This window comes from Cupriavidus sp. SIMBA_020, assembly GCF_046535395.1.
Lineage (GTDB): Bacteria > Pseudomonadota > Gammaproteobacteria > Burkholderiales > Burkholderiaceae > Cupriavidus > Cupriavidus campinensis.
Genome location: NZ_JAWRWU010000274.1, coordinates 1 through 315 on the forward strand (window position 1 = coordinate 1; position 315 = coordinate 315).

Below are 315 nucleotides of genomic sequence, written 5' to 3' on the forward strand. Positions count from 1 at the left end.
AGTGAAAACAGCCCTTTTTTACGATGGGGGAACCAGGCACTGGCGCCCAAGAAGGGCCAATGCTAACGGAAACGAGCCGGTATTATAGAGAAGCCGCGCCAGACGCCCAGCCTTATGTGCGCGCAACCCATTTTTCCGCAATATTGCACTTCTGACACGGATCTTCCTTGAAAAACGATCATGACCCCCGCCTGGAGCAGATCCGCGCCTGGCTGCAGGGCCTGCCCGCCGCGTTGGGACTGGCGGTGGATACCCTGCGCCCCGCCTCCGCCGACGCCAGCTTCCGCCGCTATTTCCGCCTGGACGCCGCCGGTC

Annotated in this window: 1 pseudogene; it reads left to right on the forward strand. The window is 61.9% G+C overall.

The annotated features are described in order from the left end of the window. Positions 1-167: 167 nt before the first annotated feature. Positions 168-315: pseudogene (locus tag SB751_RS29175) on the forward strand (aminoglycoside phosphotransferase); the annotation flags it as partial.